The organism is Alteromonas sp. KUL42 (assembly GCF_006538325.1).
Lineage (GTDB): Bacteria > Pseudomonadota > Gammaproteobacteria > Enterobacterales > Alteromonadaceae > Alteromonas.
The window spans coordinates 22,762-42,234 of record NZ_BJKK01000027.1 but is presented as its reverse complement, the minus strand read 5'-3'; the positions used below and the strand labels follow the sequence as shown (position 1 = coordinate 42,234).

At 39.7% G+C, this 19,473-nt stretch carries 13 protein-coding genes; 5 read left to right on the top strand and 8 right to left on the bottom strand.

Annotated elements, in window-relative coordinates:
* Nucleotides 1-325 precede the first annotated feature (325 nt).
* From EYR97_RS21055 to EYR97_RS21040, 4 genes are all read left to right on the top strand, one after another.
* A complete protein-coding gene (locus tag EYR97_RS21055; RefSeq protein ID WP_131095721.1) occupies nt 326-1,888 on the top strand; it encodes a methyl-accepting chemotaxis protein in 1,563 nt (520 codons plus the stop codon).
* A 219-nt stretch (nt 1,889-2,107) separates the two neighbouring features.
* On the top strand, nt 2,108-2,959 hold the full coding sequence (locus EYR97_RS21050; protein WP_131095720.1) for a hypothetical protein: 852 nt from the start codon (nt 2,108-2,110) through the stop codon (nt 2,957-2,959).
* 48 nt (nt 2,960-3,007) lie between these two features.
* Nucleotides 3,008-4,081 carry a glycosyltransferase family 2 protein gene (locus EYR97_RS21045; RefSeq protein ID WP_131095719.1) on the top strand — a complete coding sequence of 358 codons (1,074 nt, stop codon included), beginning with the start codon at nt 3,008-3,010 and terminating at the stop codon, nt 4,079-4,081.
* Nucleotides 4,082-4,167: 86 nt separating this feature from the next.
* Nucleotides 4,168-5,784 carry a hypothetical protein gene (locus tag EYR97_RS21040; protein ID WP_131095718.1) on the top strand — a complete coding sequence of 539 codons (1,617 nt, stop codon included), beginning with the start codon at nt 4,168-4,170 and terminating at the stop codon, nt 5,782-5,784.
* 6 nt (nt 5,785-5,790) lie between these two features.
* On the opposite strand, the gene EYR97_RS21035 is transcribed toward EYR97_RS21040, so the two are convergent.
* Nucleotides 5,791-6,708 (bottom strand): glycosyltransferase, encoded by a 918-nt coding sequence (locus tag EYR97_RS21035; protein WP_131095717.1) that lies wholly within the window; start codon nt 6,706-6,708, stop codon nt 5,791-5,793.
* Here EYR97_RS21035 and EYR97_RS21030 point away from each other — a divergent pair.
* Nucleotides 6,700-7,566, top strand: a complete 867-nt coding sequence (locus EYR97_RS21030; RefSeq protein ID WP_131095716.1) for a sulfotransferase — start codon at nt 6,700-6,702, stop codon at nt 7,564-7,566. The two genes, EYR97_RS21035 and EYR97_RS21030, sit on opposite strands and share 9 nt — an antisense overlap.
* Before the next feature lie 50 nt (nt 7,567-7,616).
* On the opposite strand, the gene EYR97_RS21025 is transcribed toward EYR97_RS21030, so the two are convergent.
* The 7 genes from EYR97_RS21025 to EYR97_RS20995 all read right to left on the bottom strand — a co-directional run bounded on the left by EYR97_RS21025 (nt 7,617) and on the right by EYR97_RS20995 (nt 19,451).
* Nucleotides 7,617-10,325, bottom strand: a complete 2,709-nt coding sequence (locus EYR97_RS21025) for a VCBS repeat-containing protein (protein WP_131095715.1) — start codon at nt 10,323-10,325, stop codon at nt 7,617-7,619.
* Nucleotides 10,326-10,889: 564 nt separating this feature from the next.
* Entirely contained in the window at nt 10,890-13,553 is a 2,664-nt protein-coding gene (locus EYR97_RS21020; protein ID WP_131095714.1) for a VCBS repeat-containing protein, read from the bottom strand.
* Nucleotides 13,554-13,723: 170 nt separating this feature from the next.
* On the bottom strand, nt 13,724-14,698 hold the full coding sequence (locus tag EYR97_RS21015; protein WP_131095713.1) for a glycosyltransferase 61 family protein: 975 nt from the start codon (nt 14,696-14,698) through the stop codon (nt 13,724-13,726).
* Between the two features lie 33 nt (nt 14,699-14,731).
* Entirely contained in the window at nt 14,732-15,082 is a 351-nt protein-coding gene (locus EYR97_RS21010; protein ID WP_165478126.1) for a rhamnan synthesis F family protein, read from the bottom strand.
* Nucleotides 15,057-17,120: a rhamnan synthesis F family protein gene (locus tag EYR97_RS21005; protein WP_131095711.1), complete on the bottom strand. Its 2,064-nt coding sequence runs from the start codon at nt 17,118-17,120 to the stop codon at nt 15,057-15,059. The genes EYR97_RS21010 and EYR97_RS21005 overlap by 26 nt, the downstream gene beginning before the upstream one ends.
* 6 nt (nt 17,121-17,126) lie before the next feature.
* On the bottom strand, nt 17,127-18,281 hold the full coding sequence (locus EYR97_RS21000; protein ID WP_131095710.1) for a polysaccharide pyruvyl transferase family protein: 1,155 nt from the start codon (nt 18,279-18,281) through the stop codon (nt 17,127-17,129).
* Complete coding sequence (locus EYR97_RS20995) at nt 18,282-19,451, bottom strand: hypothetical protein (protein WP_131095709.1); 1,170 nt, start codon at nt 19,449-19,451, stop codon at nt 18,282-18,284.
* Nucleotides 19,452-19,473 lie beyond the last annotated feature (22 nt).

The following is a 19,473-nucleotide window of genomic DNA, read 5'->3' as shown; positions in this document are numbered from 1 at the left end:
GCCCCTGTCTGACGACAGGGGCTTTTTTACTGTGTTTAAAGAAAATAAAGCAGCAAAGCATACAAATCAAACTAATAAATAAATCACAGACGGTAATAGCAAAACTCATCCGTAGTTGCCTATTTTTTTTGGCGACTGATTTTCGTTAAGATTAGAGCGTGTTGACCTTTGCCGCAAAAACGTACCGCAAAGGTCAACAGGCTCTACACATAAATTTATTAAGATACAAAAAATTTTCCCACTAAGATTACTACTATTCGCGTATAGCAAAATTGCGAAAATCACACTACAGTTTTAAATGTGTAAAAATAATGTGAATTATAAAATGATAAAGTGTCTTTTTCTCGGATTGTTTGCTGGTGTTTTTGCTGGCTTTTTAGCTTTTTTTTCAATAAACCCATTGGTAATTGGTTCTGTATCTTTCATTTTGATTAGTTCAGTAAGTTATTTCGTTTTCAGTCGTGAAACGACACCAATAATCGCAGCTAATAATGAAGTACCTCAAAAACTTAACTCACCCACATCAGCGAATAATATAAGTAAAGCTTCAAGTCATATTGCAATTGGTGGCGCATCTATTTCATTTTTTCTCGAACAGCTTTCAAAAGCATTTAACGAACAAGTATCAAACATCGGTGAGATGTCGAGTCGCCTACAGCAATTGGAAGGGAATAGCACTCAATTAGATAGCCTAGCAAAGAGCGCTACTGTTACTATGAATGAGTCTGATGAAAAAACGCAACTGGGAAGTAAGTCTGTAAAAGAAGTGCTCAAACAACAGCAGCAGTTAGTAAAGAATATCGGTGCTTCTTCAGAGGCTTTGAGTGTGCTTAAAGCACGTGCTGAAGGAATAAGTAATATAACCAACACCATTAATCAGTTGGCTGACCAAACCAACATGTTGGCATTGAACGCTGCAATAGAAGCAGCTCGTGCGGGTGATCAAGGACGTGGCTTTGCGGTGGTTGCTGATGAAGTACGCGAACTTGCTAAGAAAACGACTGATGCTACATCGGGTATTGAGAATCTACTGCAGGAAATGAACAACAGTAGCGCAAAAGCTGTATCAACGATGGAAGCCGTACTCACTTCAAGTGAGGGGATGAATACATTATTGATTGAAAGTGAAGATGCTATTAATCAATCAAGCACTTTGTCTACTCACGCTAGAGAAGCAATGAACGAAATGCATTCTATGGTTGAGCACTATACCGAACACAGCACGGGTATGAGCTCAAACGTACTACAGTTACATACAACCACATCAAAACTTGAAGCTGATCTCTCTGATGTTTCTAAGCAAGCCTTTGCTTTAAGTGAACAGGCCGAAGATATATTTCGTCTTCTACAAGATTTTAATGTTCAAGATAGAAATAGCCATGTGAGAGATATTGCTATAACGACAGCAAATCGAATAGGCGAGCTTTTTTCCAAAGCGATCGAAAAAGGTGATATTAAAGAGTCGGCTCTGTTTAACTTCACATATAAGCCAATCTCAAATACGAACCCTCAAAAACATTCTAGTGAATTTGATACCTTTACTGATAAGCACTTACCTGCGATACAAGAACCAATTTTGGATAATAACGATTTTATAATTTATGCGGGAGCGGTAGATAGAAATGGGTACTTCCCTACACATAATAAGAAGTTTAGCCAGCCTTTAACCGGAAACTACGAAACGGACTTAGCAAATAACCGCACGAAGCGTATTTTCAGTGATCATACAGGGGCAAGGTGCGGAAAAAGCACTCAGTCATTCTTGTTGCAAACATATAAGAGAGATACTGGAGAGATAATGCATGACCTTTCTGCGCCGATCTATGTGAACGGAAAGCATTGGGGTGGGTTTCGCATTGGTTATAAAGCTGATATCAATAAAGTGTAATTTCAACTTAACTAGAGCATGTTAAGCTTTTTTCATGCTCCCCAGCAGAGTTGGGGACAAAAACGAACAAAGGTAAACAGGCCCTAGAGTAGTGAATTATATATGGTGTGAACCCCCGCACGGCTTTTTATGTACATGTTTACTCAAGGGTTAAGACGGTGCTATTTTTAAATGTTACAATCTGTCACTTTGTAGGTAATTAAAAAAGCAAAGGTATTCGTGTCTAAAAGGGTTATTTTTCACATTGGTCATGGTAAGACCGGAACTTCTGCGATACAGAAGTTTATGGTTAATGCCTGTAAAGATAACCGCAACTTTGCGTATGCGAAAACTGCTAGGGCCCCAGATGGTGGTCATCATACTCTCTATAGTGCTAATCACGACACGTACGATTTACTGCTTCAAGAAATCACCCAATGTAACGTAAGTAATTTTGTTATCAGTTCAGAAACTGGCCTACCGAATATGCGCCATTTTTCGCAACAAAATGATTATAAATTTCAGTTTTTTAGCGAACTTGCACAGACGTTCAATGTATACGTCATTTACTACGTGAGAAATCATTTCGACATACTTGAATCGGCATTTCTTCAGTACATAGAGGATAGTGATAAATCGTTTTATCGAGATCTCTGTTCGGGTGATAACGAGATAATTGAGTTGGCAAGGCATCGCTTTACTGAGCGTTACTTCAACCCTGGTATTGATGCAAAAGATTGGATAAACAACGCTCCTACTAGACAGTTTGATTATTTCTCAAACATCAATGATTTTTGGGAGCCGCTGTTGGGTCGTGATAACATAATTACCAAGGTTTATAATAAAGATTCATTGCTTTCTCGAGATATTGTTACTGACTTTTTGTCTTTGCTTTCCTTTGAATTAGATTTGGGAGCGAGAGAAAAAATAGAGAACAACATCACCCCTGCCTTTCTTAAACTACCTAGGCATTTCATTTATGACGCCAGCACAATAGAAAAAGTAAAATATACTTTTGCCGAAAGTGCAGTGAAATATGCTAAGAGATACCTCAATACTCATGATGCGAAACTCCTTACAAAAGGATTTTAGTAATTACTCTGTGACCAGTAGTAGAGAGTATTATTTAGTGATAAATACATGACCAAATTTTCTCCACTAATGATGAGTCGTAGTCTTCGGCTTTTAAAACATCTATATCGTGATTTCGTATATACAACAAAGCGAAAAAGGAACATCGAAAAAATAAAGTTAGTTGCAGTCGCACGCAACGAAGCTGCATATTTACCGGAATGGATCTTTCATCATTTGTATTTTGGTTTCTGTGAGATAGACATCTATTTTAATCAGTGCTCAGATAACACGGAAGAGCTTATTCCTTTGCTGAAAGGGTTGCCTGTCAATTTTTACAACGCTGATGAAGCATTTGAGAGGCCGTCAAACTCACCGCAAATTGAAATATATAAGAAGTCGTTAGCTAGTTCTGGAAAAGATTGTGATGCTGTAATGTTTCTAGATATTGACGAGTTTTGGGTTCCTGTAGATTTAGACGATTCGATTATCAAAGTCTGCAACAGTTTGCCTAAGTTTGATACTTTGTCATTTCAGTGGAAGAACAAAGTGGAGAAACAAACAGAGTTCTCTCGAGCGTTAGAATCGACAATATGTGTTGAATTGAAAGAGCAAGTGAAAACCCTAGTCAGATCTCATTTGAAAATAGCTAAGATGAATCCTCACAACTGCTTAGATGACGATTTATTACAACGCTTTGCAGACGGTTCATTGTTTGAAAGTAAAGGCAGCGAGCGCTCACGTACATGTATACGTGAAAGCAATGAGCGCGCTTTTATATTACATCGAATGAATCGCTCAGAACGAGAGTATATCGCTATGTTAATAAGGGGGCGACCAATAGGTGATAAAGCCACCTCAGTTTTTAAAAATAACCGAACTGGGTTTTTACCTCCTGATAAAACTCAGCGTGTAGCACAGAACAAAGTAAAGTATCAAAAATACGATTACTATATGCGAAAGCGTCTTGAAAGTGTTAGCATGCAGCAGTTTTTGTCTGTAGCGCGGGAGCATGTGCTTTTGCGTTATACAGCGTGCTTAAAGGCTATTTCTCACGCGAACAGCAAAGATAAAGTGCTCTTAAAACGCCTCCTCAAAGGTGTTACGTTAAGTGAAGTTCAACAAATTTTATCTGAAGACTGAATAACAACCTTTGCTCACTGTAAAATTAGCTCGACATATCAGCATAGAAATCCTTTTTCAGCTGATTGATGGAAATAGCGGAATTAATGAAAGAAATGAATGCTAAGTGCTTGATAGCACTTCCGAACTCGGGGGCTTCCAAGCTCGCAAGTTTGTATTCAAACTATAATCGTCAAAGTAATGAATTAACTATTCTGACGCACTCGTCAGCGTTCTTATCTAAGTTCGAAGAGTTTGATACTGAGAATGTCGGTCTCATGTTATCCCACCCCATTACTCGTTTAATAGATTCATATCGTGCATTTAAGGCAACCCCTGATTTTAATCAAACATTTGAGGCGTTCTATGCGGAACCACAGCGTGTCAATTTTTATTCACGTGTCTTGGCAGGGGTAGAGCTCTCATCTCTTGGCTACGTAGCAATAACAGAGGCCTTTTTCAAAGCTGTCTTACTTTTAGAAGGTTGGTGTGGTGGAGAGTATTATAGAATCCCGTATGGCGCATTAATCGACAAGAAAGATACTTTCGAGCTTGATGAGAAAACATTAAACGAGATAAATAGTCTATATCGAGACGATATATTGCTTTATGAACGGGCCAAGCTAATTTTTGAAGAAAAGTGGCATACATACTTGCAAAAAGTTAAATTAGACATTGCCGCATCGAAACAGCTTTATGTTCATCTAGGTCCGCCTAAAACGGGTACATCAGCGCTACAGTTATGGTTGAATCAATCTGTTACAGAATTGAGTGAAAAAGGTATCGACTACCCTAAACATGGTACTGATATTAATGATGTTAGCTCAGGAAATTTTGATCAAATTATCTCTGCTGATACAGATAGAAACCAGTACTTTGATGATCAAAAAGCAAAAAGTATGGTAAGTAGTTTTAACTGTAGTAGTTACAACTTGCTGTTACTATCTTCTGAGCATTTTTTCTATTATTTACCTTGGTTTTTCACTCGCCTTCCTAGCGCTAACTATATTTTTTATGTTCGACACCCGATACCGAGTGTCGAATCAAATTACCACCAAGAAGTAAAGCGGCATGGCCACACTAGCGCTTTTAAGCTACCTCAAAAAATAGATTTCAATCACCTAAAAATAGTTTCGGAAATGGCGATGGAATTTGGGGTTACAATTACTTATCGCTATTTCAGCGAAGCGACATTTGAAGGAGGCACTCTTTATACAGATTTTAGAGCATGTATCCCTCAGTTTATTGATGTGCCTGCGGTCTCTCGCAAATTAAACACACAATTTTCTGCTGGTGCATTAGAGCTTATGAGAAAAGCAAACAGAATCGCTGATCAAGATGCTCTAAAACAATTAGATTTCTTTCTACAAAAGGTTAGTGAAGATAAACCTAATTTTTCGTTGATATCGCCCAATGAGATAGAACGCTTGAAAAGGGAGCTTGAGAGCTCGGTTGAATCAATTGTGTTGAGTAATCCTCAACTCGACATTAATAAGCTGAAGAAGTTACTTGAGAGTTTTAAACCATCTCCATTCTGTAAAGAAGACGATATCTTAATAGATTTTAATAAAGTTCTTAGCTTGTTAAAAAGAGAAAAGCCTCTACTGGCATTAACTTTATACAAGCAAGCTCAAGGTCATGAAAAAAATGATTGGGCAGAAAAACTTAAGCCGTCGAAATTAAGTTTACTGTGGGCAAGGAGTAAGGGCTTCTTTCGCGGGTAAGGATGTTTAGCCGAATTTTGCAGTGTAGTTTCTGACAATGCCGGAGAGAATACGCCTTTCACTCTCAAGAGAATATTGTTTGGCGATGCGTCTACCAACCCACTTCTTTATTAGTAAAGATGGTGAATTCATATTTAGTGCCTGAATTATACTCTCCTTTATCGCTTCTTCAGTATATGTGGGAATAATAAGGTTAGCGCGAGGAGAGTAGTATTCTTTATTGGCAACGCAGTATGGAACGACGGCCATGTCGCTATAAAACATCGATTCTATACCTGGCAGGTAGAATCCCTCTGATTTATTCGGCAGCGACAAGGTAACATGTGATGAAGCCATTCCTTTCAGTGTCTCAATTCTTTCTTCTTTCGTTGTCTGAAGTTTCGTAGAAATACCTTTCTTTATTGCCCATTCATAAATGTCTTGCCCTAAATCTGGTTGCTTATTAGCGAGAATATATAAAGAATGTTGCTTCTTTACTTTTAAGGTGGGAAGTGAAGTTCCAATTTTAACTACATGACAAGGACCATTAGAAAATGGCTCGATAGCTTGTTTAACTGAATTGGACACGCATAGTCGCACGGCTGGTTGAGCTAAAAACTCAAATAGCTGTTCATTTTTATCTCCATGTCTTACATGTTGAATTAAGTTGAAAATAAGAGAGTGCTTAGCGCTACTTGCTAAATAAGGCTGCCAGTCCATTCCTGCTAGAAACGCAATACTTGCTTTTTCTGGTTGGTAATGGGTTTGATACTCCACATTACTGATACCTGAAAATAGATCCTTTTTTGTGCTGGCCTGCCCTTCAAGATAAAGCATGGGAGAAAAGTTCATACTGCAAAAATGATCTAAATAGTCTCTAACTTTTTGATGCCCCCCAGTATATCCGAGGTATTGGCGGTGAAATGATATTGATTTATGGGGCATTTAAATAAAGCTCTTCTTAGAATTGAAATTTGGCGCGATCAAAAACAAAGCTCAATGGCTGTTGAGTACATTTTGAAATCTAGTTGTTATACTAGCAAAAAAAATTGTCATAATTATATGTCCAAGTCTCACTCTCTACTGCCAAATTTGTTTATTTCCGGTGTACAAAAAGCGGGTACGACCGCGTTAGCGTCATTTTTGGAACAACACCCTGATATTTGCTTGGTTAAAAATAAAGAGGCGCATGTCTTTGATGATCCTGCATTACAAAAAGCACAAGACAAGTCTCAATTTGTTCATGAGAAGTATGCAGAAAAATTACAACATTATAGCGGCGAAAAATACATCCTTGATGCAACGCCCATTACAATACTCCATCCTTTATTTGTAGAACAGTGTGCTGACTTTTGTCCTGACGCTTTACATATTGTAATGCTAAGAGATCCTGTAGAAAGAGCACTTTCTCATTACACAATGTCAAAATTGAAGGGTAGAGAAGATTTTTCTCCCATTAAGGCATTCCTTAGCGAGGCCAAGAGGCTCGAAGGCTTTTATGAGGAGTTGCCAAAAAGTGAGTTTAAAAGTAAGTACAGGGATCAGTCTTATTTAATTCGAGGGTTATACAAACGACAGTTGAGAAGTTTGCGTTGTCGTTTTAATGACAGTGCAATTAAGGTACTTGATCAAAGTGAGTTATTGAAGTGTCATCACCAGACATTAAATAACGTTTTTTCATTTTTAGATCTTCCCAAAATTGATGTGCCTGAAAAACGAGTATTTACTTCGCAAGACGATATCCATCTCCCTTTCTGGGTGAAGGTTGCTTTGAAAGTGTACTTTCAAATAGCTGATAGGTAAAAGTAAGGGCATAACTTTAATAATTATGCCCTTACGTGATTTAAGCTCTTTTAATCTATCGATTTAACTTCATCGATTGACCAATTAGCTTTAGGTGCAATTGTCTCTTTAATTAATTGAACACCTGAGTCTATTTCAAACACACCAAATGTGTCGGCTTTACTATTGGTCGCTGACGCAGAAGGGGTCATGTTTAACACAGTTTCTAGAGGTCCAGATACGGGAATATCTGTACTTAAACTTCCAAAGTAAAAACGTGCATAGCTATTGTCACTTGAAAGCTTCGCAATCCAGCCTCCAGAAGTAGGGCGACGAATAGCGATGTCTGCTTTTCCATCACCATCATAATCTGCCACGACTGGAATATCGCCAGCCTCTGAACCAAAGTAAATACGTTCTATAACGTCGTCGCTAGAGTGCTTGATATACCAAAAGCCATTTTCTGGACGACGAATAGCAAAATCGGCCTTCCCATCGCCATCATAATCAGCAGGTACTGCAATATCGGTTGCTTGTGAGCCAAAGAATACGCGATCTATTGTATCTGTAGATGAGTATCTAACGATAAACTGCCCTGCGTCTTTACGGCGTACCGCGATATCTGCTTTGCCATCTCCGTCATAGTCAGCGACAACTGGCACGTCTGAGTCATTAGTGCCAAACGTTTCACGTACAATTTCGCCAGTTGTTGTATATTGAATGAACCATTGCCCAGTAGAAGGACGACGAATAGCAATGTCATCAATACCGTCACCGTCATAATCGGCAATTACTGGAATATCTTCATCTTTTGAGCCAAAGAATATACGACCTATCTGATCATCAGAAGAAGTACGAGATATAAACTGTTTTGCACTTTGGCGGCGAATAGTAAGGTCTGTAGTACCATCACCATCGAAATCACCTGCTAACGGAATATCAGATGCCTGAGAGCCAAAGAACGCACGCATGATAGTGTTGTCTGATGAACGAGCAACAATAAATTGGCCAATGTCAGGGCGTCGAATGACGAGGTCAGAAATGCCATCGCCATCGTAATCGTAGGTGGTACGACTTTGTTTGTTAGCATCTAGTGGAGTCGGATCATCGGCATCCAAAATTCCGTCGTTATCAGAATCGCTATCGTTGGGGTAAGTACCTAAGGTAAATTCTTCAAAGTTCGTTAAGCCGTCACTATCTAAATCTTCGTCTCTGTCAGCACTATTCAAATGATTCAACGAGAAAGACTCTTCATAAAAATCAGGCATGCCATCATTGTCGTCGTCGGTATCGGCGCCATCTTCGATATTGTCGCCATCAATGTCACCTCCAAAGCCGCCATTGGCATATTCTGCTGTGTACTGACTGAGGTCCGTCAACTTAACGTAATTTAACCGCGGAGCGATAAAGTAGCCTCGTTGTCCAAAGCCTTCCTGTTCAACAATACTTCGCTCCAGTACCACACCAATACCATTTTCTGTAAAAGTGATAGGGTCCCAATAGCGCTCTCTGAAGACATAACCCAAGCCCGCATTTAAGCTCATAGTAAGTTTAGCGTTGTTCATATTCCAAGACCAGTTATCTGCACTTGGCAATCTGATACTGTCGTTATCTCTGCCGTCGCCTTCACCTTCAGCACAATTAATACCGCGGTTTATCGAAAAATCATCGCGATTAAATACATAGCCGAAGATACCAAAACAGTCCAGTTGTCCATTATCGTAATAGTTGTAAGCGAATCGGCCGTTGATATACGCAACTTGGGTAAATGGGAAGTGGGAAGCGAGGCCGCGAGCAAACTGTTCAAACGACGGTGTTGCTTTTACAGCAGTGTCGAGAAATACGAAGTTACTATTTGGTGAGTTTACCGTTACTTTTACTGTAAGTAGTTCAGACTTTTCTTCTACAGGCTCGTAAGTTAAAACTGTATTACCGTATACCAACTGAACCTGTGAATCAGTGTAGTGGTACTCTGGCACTAAACCAAATTCAACAGAAGGGGTTGAAGTTCCAAATTCAAAAATATCGTGAGCGACTTCAGGGTAACTCTCAAATTCTTGCGATTGGTTGTAGTACGTAACCCCTGTATAAATAGGAAGTGCCCACTTTCCAGTAAAAAGTTCTCTTACATTAAATTCTGCTGTCGAGAAACCTTTTACATAAATTTCAAAAGCTGGATCGGCGCCCAGAACAGATGTATCTGTATCTACCGTTGGCGTTGTTGAGCCTTGCCATCCGCCTTCGAGGTTATCAATTATGTTTTGATCAATAACTAGTTGTTCTTGATTTTGTAGGGTAATTGAAGTGAGCAAGTTAGTGTTTTGCCCTCGACTTGCAATTTCTGCACTTTTGACGATATAGCGAAGCTCTATCTGTCCCGAAGGAATAAGCCCCTGTTCTGATGCTGCGATAAGTTGGTCAGCTACTAAATCGCCCCACTTTTCTCTGAAACTATCACTCTGAAAGCTAAAGTTCATAAAGGCTATGTTGGTGACATTTTCATTCTCTGGAAAAGTGATGGTTGCGACATCAGCACTCCATACCATATTGCCATTGAGACTCCAGGGACCTCGCGGGTCAACTGACGCAAATGTCCAAGTGTCACCTTCTGCGAATTCGAGTATATAACTTGGGTTTGCATTAAAGCCTTCAGCTTCTTCATAAGTGAAGTAAGCTTGGTCATGTTCTGATAAATAATCTTCAAGGGGGCCGGCAAAAACTGAACTAACTATGGCAGAGGATGCCAATACGCCTGAGAAAAGGCGTTTTATTGTTATCATATGAAAGTCCTTATACATCTCTCATTTTGTATGAGGGATTTGCATCAAGTAATTGAGCAACAACAATCCCTGTTTTTATCTGAGCTAAGAGTAGCAAGTGCCTGAATAATGTTCAATTAGAAAAGATTAATATAGTCCTTACACTTCCTATCGCATAGAAGCTTTTTAAAAATCTGTAGGTAAACTTTTACGTTATTTAGGTGACAACAGCATTGAGATAAGTGACATGTTTGCGCCGTCCATTGCAATGATTAATGAGTTACGAAAGTCTATTATTGTTATGAAGTGCTAGAGCCTGTTTATGTTTGTTCATAACTTGTGTATGAGTCATTTCTTAGTCAGGCAATCGCAAATGTACGCGGTTTGGTGGGCCCAATTAAGTGCATTTGTGGGCAGCATGACTAATAATGGCCATGCCCCAGTGGGGGCCAAAATTGCCCCTCACACAGGTGCTTCAGCCGTTTAAATGGTTAGGTTAAGCTAAAAAAGTCGGAGTTGTCTCAAATCAAAAAATAAGCCGCTTTATCAAGCGGCTTATTAATCTAATACTTATTTAATTAAACTTCATAAATCGGCTTCTGAACTTTCTACTTCCTGCGTTAACCATTGAGCGTTACCGGGAATATGTTCCTTAATTAAAACTTCTTGAACGTCAATATTGAACCCAGAAAGCTGCTCATTTCGGCTAGCGTTTTCACCCGTAGTTGTCATATTCAGCACTACACTAAGTGGCGCTGCCAGTGGGATGTCAGTGCTTTTACTACCGAAAAAGAAACGCATATAGGTATTATCTGCGGAGAGCTTAGCAAACCAATTACCAGAGCTAGGACGACGAATTGCTATATCAGCTTTGCCATCACCATCGTAATCAGCAACCACTGGAATATCATCTTCATTTGAACCAAAGAATGTACGCTCAATTACATCATCACTTGAACGTTTGATAAACCAATATCCGTTGCTAGGGCGGCGAATAGCAATATCGGCTTTACCGTCGCCATCATAGTCGGCCGGAACAGCAATATCGGTTTGTTGAGAGCCGAAGAAAATTCGGTCGATTGTATCTGTTGAGGAGTACTTTATAATGAATTGCCCTGCACGTTGTCGACGTACAGCAATATCGGCTTTACCATCACCATCATAGTCTGCGATTGCTGGTGTATCAGAACTGTCTGTTCCAAACGTTTCACGCACAATCTCACCAGTAGTGCTGTACTTAATAAACCATTGCCCAGTAGAGGGGCGACGAATTGCAACATCATCCAGACCGTCGCCATCGTAATCAGCAACCACTGGAATATCTTCATCTTGAGCGCCAAAGAAGATTCGGTCAATTCTGTCGTCAGACGAAGTTCGAGAGATAAATTGTTTAACAGATGGCCGACGAATAGCGAGGTCAGTAGTACCATCACCGTCGAAATCACCTGCAAGAGGAATGTCAGAGCCTTGTGAACCAAAGAATGAGCGCATTATTGCACCATCAGACGAACGAGCGACAATAAATTGGCCAATTTCAGGTCGACGGATAACAATATCGGAAATGCCATCACCATCATAGTCGTAGGGGGAACGAACTAGTTCATCTCCGTCCAATATACCGTCATTGTCAGAATCATTGTCGTTGGGGTAAGTACCTCTGCTAAATTCATCGAAGTTTGTTAAGCCATCGCCATCTAAGTCTTCGTCTCGGTCAGCACTGTTCAAATGATTAAGTGAGAAAGACTCTTCATAATAGTCAGGCATACCGTCGTTATCATCATCGGTATCTGTGCTATCTTCAATGTTGTCGCCATCATTGTCTCCACCAAAGCCTCCATTGGCGTATGCTTCAGTATATTGGCTGACATCGACCAACTTTATCACGTTAGCCCTTGGTGCTTGCATGTAGCCATTGGGTGGAGCACCTTCAAAGTTTGTAGCATATTCCCAATACTCAAGAATAATAGTGTAGCCTTCTTCATTGGTTTGAATAGGTACCCATGTTTGTTTGTTTACCTCTACATACGGTGTAATATTTTCAAACTCAATGACGCCATCGCTAATAGCCCAATTCCATCCTTCGGTGCCACTAACATAAGGACTATTGTCTATTACATTGGCTTCACCTGAAAGACGGTCATAGCAGGTGGTTTGTGTCATTGTGTTGTCTGCTACAAATTCATACCCACTCATCCATTCACAGGCAATTCTGTCACCGTCAAATCTTTCCTCAATGCCCATACCTACGTGAGGGACCTGCACAAAAGGGAAGCGACTTGACAATCCTCTTACGAACTTTTCTGTGTTATCTGTCATCTTATATGCAGCAGATACAAATTTAAATTTTTCCTCAGGAGTTTCAACTTCAATAAAGAAAACGTACTCATCTTCTTCAATTGTAATTGGTGAGTAGCGCACAGAGGTGTCATTGTATGTAAGCAATATACTGTCTGCAGTACTTTGTATATTTATAGATGTGTTAAAGAGGGGAGAGCTATAATCAGTGTGTGAAAAATCGATAAGTTCATGACTTAGTTCACGATATGCACCTAACCCATACTTTTCGGCTTTGATATATAGCGGCATCAGCCACTTATCAGTAAGGGGGTGTGCGTTCTTGAATGGTTGTATTTCTATTGCATCAACTAATGTTTCGGATTCTTCGTCGGAAAAGTAGGTTGGCTTTGAAACTCGTTCGGGGCCTGGCCAACCACCTTCAAAACCGTCAATAACACTTTGAGGAATGATGAGCTCTGTCTCATAAACCCCCGAGCCTATTAGCTTGCCATCTTTCTCGAATATTTTTGATGAGATATAAAGGGCATTTTCAGTAAGTGAGGTACTTTCTAAAAGCCCTTGCTGATGGCCCTGTTGTAGAAGTTCTGAAATATCTTCTCCCCACTCATCTTCAAACTGTTGAGAGTAAATATCAGGTGATAAGTACGTACTAACAATATTTTGCGAACTATCTACTGTGAGCAAAATTTCATTATTATTCTTACTGACTGCCACTGGGAATTGCTTTTGGAATGTTTCATCAGCGTCATATGCAACATAAATTGTTGCATTATTATCTGAATTAGGAACCAGTACAGATGATGTTTCTTGAGGAAGCCCTGTTACAGGAACTGCGCTTAGTGATACAGGCTTTTCCCCATTGAGTATCTCAAACGCCTCGTCTACCAGCGGACCAGCAAGTGAGTAAGTGGGGGAAATTAAAAGGAGTATAGGAAATAATTTTCTTAGCATAAACATTCCTTGTGTTAGTTTTTTATTGAGCTGTGCTTATACGATTAATTGTTTCTTCTAAAAGGTTCATATCAACATGAAAATTATTAAAACGGTGAGAGCCACTACTTATAGCTCCTACTTCACCACATCTAATCTCATACCAATTGAGGTTTGTTGCATATGCCAAATTATAAAAAAACTCTATCGCCAAACCAATCAGGTGATAGGGAAAGAATAGCTGAGCCCTCTTTGAGAAAAATTAAGTTGCTCATATCACTTCCTAAAGTAGCAACAACAGTTCCAGCGGAACTCCAGCATAATATCTGTTCATCAAGATTTTGGTGATTCTGTGTAAGAGAAAAGTAACCTTTATCTAACAAACACTTTTCAATCACAGCTTGATTTTCAATCGCTCGTTTTCCAACACGCTTTACGAAAAGTTTACTGTTTTCTGTTACTGCAGACTTTAAAACTATACTTCTGAGAGTGTTAAGTGCCCAAGGATGAATAAACGAATTTATCGCATCATATAAAAAGTCGAGAATATAAACAGATTTAAATGAATACGTTACGCTTGGATCTATGGGGACAATCTTATCTCTATTAACGCCGTAAATATCTAAAAGTTTTCCCCTACTAGAGTTGGGACTGCAAAACGCCTGCGGAAGTAGTATTTTCATATCTGGAAAATACTTTTGTGCGAAAAGGATTTTGGGGAAATTTTGAATCAAATGGTGTCCCCATGTACCTCCTCCTTCATTGTGTACGATCAATACAGCTTCCTTGGAGTGTTCAAAAGAAACGTTATCAGCAGACGATTGTAGCTTTTGTCTAGCCCAAGTGAGTATTGATTCGTCAGAAGCCCCTGCCAATCCACCCCTCATTGATGAGTCAGAATAAATATGATTTTTATCAAATGTTAGGAAAGCATCATAAACGTAAACATCGTTTATCTCTCTTAAGTTTATAGCAGGGAATAGAATCTCTGTTGGTAGCGGTGGGCGAGAAAAACTAGGTTTAGCAAATTTATCAACAGTAAAGTCTTGTTTTGACTTATTTGTATACTTATGGTGTACCTCTGCCATGACCTCTATCGGGTTTCCATAACTAGGTTTGTTGTGTTTATTGATTACGGTTAAACAGTTTGTATTTATGTTTTCCAAAAGAATTCCCTTTATTTTCGAGATTGAGTCAGTTTATTTGATAAGAACTTTCAGAGAAGTCATATTGTTGTCAGTGTCGCCTAACAGTCGCTCGATGGCATGCATAATGGTGCCGTCTAATTGTCCCTCTTCTAGGGGGAAAGTATCATAATGCCATCCATAATTTAGAATTTTAGATAGCTTACATGGCCTATACCAAAACATACTGCCCGCCGGGAAGTCGTCTATCTCTTTTGGAAGAGTAATCCCTAACTCGTTTGCTAGTTTTTGTGCAATTTCTTTGTTTTCACCCCAGTTTATATCATGTTTTAGTGCAGGGTGATAAGGAGGGTGAACAATAGTAAGTTCTGGCTTAGTCCTAAACTCCTCTAATAGTTTTTTCAACAGTAGCTTTTGTGCCAGCTAAGCACCACAGTAGTTGCAGCCTCCAACCATATAATGCACTAGCATGGTCAGAGGACTTTGTATGTAACTTTAAGACAACGTCACAATCATCAAGTAACTTGGCCGCATGTATTAACCAAGGTGCAATATCTCTTCCCTTGTTTTCACAAACCTTCACGATGGAACCGTGAGGCAACATTTGCTCTATAACTTTTCTATTTTCTTGTATACAGGTACAAACTAACTTTATTGGTTGAGGAATGTTGGCAACGAAACTCAGAATTTCTGGTACAAGAGCGGGGTAGAAAGCGTGTATATGGACACCAATCCTCGCATTATCCTCACACTGTATCTTACGGTCTTCAATGATTGGCTTGTTATTCGGTGTCTTATTGGGTAGAAACTCTGTGCGTAAAACCGTCTCTGTCCAGTACTCGCTCAAATGATTAAGTATATAATCTAATAAGCATGAACGTGGTTTTTCCCCTAACTGTGTTAAGCCCTCGTATAACCATGTATAAATATTTTTAGCTACGAATGCACTTTTAACAAGGTATTCATCCAGTGCCAAGCCATCTTCTTTATTTGAAGTCATCTTATCAACTACCTGCTGATAATCATTGATAATTGGCAAAAAACCGTCTTTAGCACTGTTTACCTTTTTTGCTTTAATCAATGTTTCACTAAGGCGCTTCTGAGCTGATTTTATCGCAGGTTTTGTATCATCAAGTGCAATTGCTTGGTCAATAAGTCGTTGTGCAGCTTCAAAGTTCCCTTCTAGTGTTTCTACATCAGCTAATCTTGCCAAAAAAGAAGCGTTATTAGGGGCTAACTTTCTTGCTTCCGAATAACAATTTTGGGCAAGGTTAAATAGCTTTTTATGAAGGTATGTATCACCTAAATTCATCCAACGCCAAGGTGCCGGGTGATTGCTAATGGCACGCTGCATGGCGATTTCTGCCACATCAAATTTTTTATGACGTATTGCTAGTTCGAAAAGTGCTTGTAAGTTATTGTTACTCAAATCGTCTCTATTTAAGAGCTGAAACCAATCAAAACTCTCAAACGGCAAGTTATCTGTAGTCTTCAATAACTCAATAGCATCATCAAAGCTATAACGTTTTAAATCGATCTGTACATTGGGGGTTAACTTAGGGGATTCTTTTTCACTAGCAAGTTTAGCCAATATTTCTTTGGATAATTCGCTAGTCGGCAATAGTGATACGCTTTGTTTGTTTTTATCACTACCAAATGCTTTGTATAACTCATCTTCTAGCTGATCACACTCTTTTATAATCTCTGGGCACAGCATTTGAATAGCAGATGCGGGTATTTGCTTTTGCAACAAGCTCGGAGAGAATGATTTGTTTATATCGAATATGGATAGAGGCAAGCTTTTACTGAGTACCGCCTGCTGGAAGGTATTACTGTTTGCCAGTAAGTCCTCCAGTGGAAACAGGAGTGTCTTTTCCGGCATTTTGCTATATTGAGCCAAGATTAGCTTTGCTGACGCTAACCACATTTTCGCAGCTAGGTTTGGCTGCAGCCAGAATATTATATCCTTAGGCAGGCTCGCCATTTTACCTGTAGTGTTTAATAGGAATCTGCTGTGTCGCTTGAGAAGCGAAGATACGCTATATCGCCAACCGCGAAAAACACATAGAAAGAGTATATCGCCACGAAATGCTTCATTCCATGAATCGAAAAAGTAAAGGGCTCTAGGATCTTTGGCTCCAATAAAAGAGTTTTGCTGCTTTACTCTTTGTTCTGCATATTCTTGCTGTTTTGTTTTGAGTAGTGGTGGTGGTTCAATAGTGCTGCTATAAGTGGTTTGCCAATCTAGGCCATGCAGATTTAATAGCTCGTCATGTAGTTCTACAATTGATAAGTCCTCAAAGTGCCCATTTGGGTTTCCAAAGCTGGCCCCCATTAAATTTTCGCCCAAATTCACTCCATTTGAATGGAGGGTTTGAGCTACTAACGAGGTACCGCTTCGATGAAAACCACTAACTAGAAGAAATGGTGACTTTTGTGGCATCAGAGACTACTTGATAAGCGCCTTGAAGTGACGAGACGGTGTTAAGCCATTTTGTAGCACAAAATCGTGGGTTTGATTAGCCAATGCTATTCTATTTTTATCATAAGCATCCCAGTCCCAGTTTTTTACAACCTCTAGCAGTTGGTCTAAAGATGGAGACTTTTGGAATTCGCGAGCGGATATTGTAGGAATATGCATTGTTTCACATAATTCTTTGGTTCTAGAGTCGATATGTAAAACAACAGCAGGAACACCTGCTTGAATGCCTAATTGGCAACCGTGTATTCGGGTGCCCACAACAAAATCTACCTTGCTTATGTCACTGAACCACTGTGGAATAGACACATATGTAGTTGCAAAAAGTTTGAGCCATGTTTTCATTCCATCAGTCTTTAATGATGGGAAAAAACGGCTACGCACCACTTCTATTTCTTCGTCAGTAAGGTCATCATACCATCCTTCCGATAAGCAAATTAAATTCTTAGGGTGCTGGACAATGTATTTTCCCTTGTAGCTATCAAGCAGTGATATTAAAAACTGTTCAGTCTTCACTAAGTTTGCAATAGCGGGGTTACCTGCCGTTACAGCTATGCCATTTACAATAGTTTTGGGAGTAAGTGAACATGCTTTTTCTTTAAGTGTTTGCCCGAGAGTTCTATTTGCACTGAGAAAATGTGATGGGCACCCCAAAGGTATTGCTTTGTCTCCAACGCCCAGCTTTTCAAAAACTTTGTGCGTCAACTTGCCTCTAACTGACACATTGGGAATATCTGAGCTGTTACACAAGTCCATTAACCACTCTTTTGACATTTCTGGAATGGCTTCAAAAGCGGATTCAAAATCTTCATTTAACTGAAATTGTGCACCGAGCCCCATAACGGTTTTGTGTACACTCACACCGTCAAGCTTAGGGCCTGACTTTTTCAAATCTGTATGCCTACCTATGTTGTTTGCCATCGGTATTAATAGGTCGTGTCCGTCAGCGTTAATTTTCTCAGCGGGTGTAGACCATCGCACATCAGTTCCAGCTAACTCTATTAGCGACTCTAAAGCAAAGTTAAACAGTAAGTTTCCTGTATTACTTGATGCAGCCTCATAAAGGGTTTTATATGAGTTTACTAACTTGTTATTTCCTGAGCCTAAGCCCATTAACTTTGCCACTTAATTTGTCCCCTTCGAATTAGCTAGCTGTGCAATTGCATTACTTACAGGCAGATTGTTGTTACTTAAAAAAGTCTGGTAGTTCACTGCATTATTGCATCGAACCATATCGTAGTTATCAGCGTCATTCTGAGTCCACCTACAAGATTTAATAAGATCTTTAGCAGAGAGTGATTCTACTTCAGTATATTTTACGGTTGGTATCCCTGTCGTTACTGACAGTTCTTCGGTACGAGAATCGATACTAATTACTTTACCTGGTACACCCGCTTGAATAGGTAGTGCGACGCCGTGGTAGCGGGGCCCCATAGCTAATGTGAAATGTTTAGAGTAATGCATCCAGTTTTGCGCATCAGCAAAAAGAACGGAATAGCTTTCGAACCATGCTTGAATGTGCTCCCAATCTCCAATTCGGGAATAAACGCTTTCTAATCTTTTAATCTGATCAGGAGTTAGGTCTGTTGTTTCACCCAATGCAAGTTGTACGAGAGCTTTAGGGTGCTGCAAAATGTAATCGCCGTGATAGTCTTCTACAATTTGCGTTAGTGTATTTTCTAGTGAAGCCGAAGGATGCCAAGGGTTACCGGCGGCTGTCATTATTCTGTCGAACTTTGCTCTTTTTTGATGGGCAAGGCAGGCTTGGCCTAGGTTGAGCGCGGTCGAAATAAACTGCGATGGACAACCGAATGGCGAAGAGTCAACACCATAATGTGATAAAACTTCAGATGAAAATAGTCCGCGTGTAATGATATTACTTTCATTTTCATTTGGGCGTAGAGACTTTGTTAGTGCTAAAAATGCTTTGCTACCATCCGGAATTTGAGGAATATTACCGATTTCATCACTTTGCGCCCCTAAACCAATGAATACGGTAGGGAGGTCAAAATGTCTAAGGCGGTCTGCCCATCCAGACAAGTCTACGTGTGCACCAATTTGGTTAGCACAACAAATAACAAGCATATCATAGTACTTATTTACAGCTTGGGGATTGTCACCCCAATACACTATGCCAAACTCGCCGCCAAGTATATTTTTAATTCCTTGAACAAAGGCTACATTTCCTGTGTTGCCACCTGTCGCTTCCATCCACTCTTCAGTGTTAGCCGTAGCCATTTTATTTGCTACAAACTCGTCTATCTTGATTAAGTTGGTAATAACACCAATTTTCATTCTACTTCCTTTATAAAAAGCT

Excerpts from the sequence above, each read along its gene's own strand:
- EYR97_RS21055 (WP_131095721.1), top strand. The coding sequence starts at position 326 with ATGATAAAGTGTCTTTTTCTCGGATTGTTTGCTGGTGTTTTTGCTGGC.
- EYR97_RS21045 (WP_131095719.1), top strand. The coding sequence starts at position 3,008 with ATGACCAAATTTTCTCCACTAATGATGAGTCGTAGTCTTCGGCTTTTA.
- EYR97_RS21040 (WP_131095718.1), top strand. The coding sequence starts at position 4,168 with ATGAAAGAAATGAATGCTAAGTGCTTGATAGCACTTCCGAACTCGGGG.
- EYR97_RS21030 (WP_131095716.1), top strand. The coding sequence starts at position 6,700 with ATGGGGCATTTAAATAAAGCTCTTCTTAGAATTGAAATTTGGCGCGAT.
- EYR97_RS21035 (WP_131095717.1), bottom strand. The coding sequence starts at position 6,708 with ATGCCCCATAAATCAATATCATTTCACCGCCAATACCTCGGATATACT.
- EYR97_RS21025 (WP_131095715.1), bottom strand. The coding sequence starts at position 10,325 with ATGATAACAATAAAACGCCTTTTCTCAGGCGTATTGGCATCCTCTGCC.
- EYR97_RS21020 (WP_131095714.1), bottom strand. The coding sequence starts at position 13,553 with ATGCTAAGAAAATTATTTCCTATACTCCTTTTAATTTCCCCCACTTAC.
- EYR97_RS21005 (WP_131095711.1), bottom strand. The coding sequence starts at position 17,120 with ATGCCACAAAAGTCACCATTTCTTCTAGTTAGTGGTTTTCATCGAAGC.
- EYR97_RS20995 (WP_131095709.1), bottom strand. The coding sequence starts at position 19,451 with ATGAAAATTGGTGTTATTACCAACTTAATCAAGATAGACGAGTTTGTA.